Genomic DNA, 542 nt, shown 5'->3' with positions numbered 1-542 from the left:
AAGTACCGTAGCGAGATTCAGGCAGAGATGCAGGCGGAAGTCCAAGCTTCACCAGATAAAGTTCGTCAGTTGGAACAACAGTTGCGTAATATGGAAACCGAGAAGCAAAACCAAGAACGTGAGAATGCAGATTTACGTGAGGAGCTTGAAATCTTAAAAAAGGCGCTACACATCTTCGGGAAAGAAAGGAACTAAGGTTCCAATTCATCGAAGATCATCGCTCCGAGTTTCGAATGGAGAAGATGTGTAACGTGCTAGAGGTTTCAAGGAGCGGCTACTACAAATGGCTGTCTGAGAAGGCGAATTTGAATCGTTACCAGGTGCGTCGTGAAGCTCTCTTGGCACGTATCTCCTGGCTGTTCCACGACGCTAAGAAACGCTATGGCAGCCCGAAAATTACAGAGATGCTCCGAAAAGAGCAGTGGAAAGTTTCAGAGCGTTTAGTCGGCAAACTGATGAAGGAGAATGGGATGCGCTCTTGCGTATCAAGGAAGTTCCGGGTTTGTACGACGGACTCCAATCACTCCAATCCTATTGCACCA

1 protein-coding gene and 1 pseudogene are annotated in these 542 nt (G+C 47.2%); both read left to right on the top strand.

Annotated features, from left to right (window positions below):
* Nucleotides 1–195, top strand: a pseudogene (locus ACFPYJ_RS33100) (hypothetical protein); the annotation flags it as partial.
* Between the two features lie 56 nt (nucleotides 196–251).
* Nucleotides 252–542: IS3 family transposase (locus tag ACFPYJ_RS33095; RefSeq protein WP_379192869.1), on the top strand; the 291-nt coding region annotated here is incomplete at its 3' end.

Origin of the sequence: Paenibacillus solisilvae, from assembly GCF_042656405.1 — a bacterium.
GTDB classification, from domain to species: domain Bacteria; phylum Bacillota; class Bacilli; order Paenibacillales; family Paenibacillaceae; genus Paenibacillus_Z; species Paenibacillus_Z solisilvae.
Note: the sequence above shows the minus strand (reverse complement) of the source record. Positions and strands in the feature narration are given on the sequence as shown.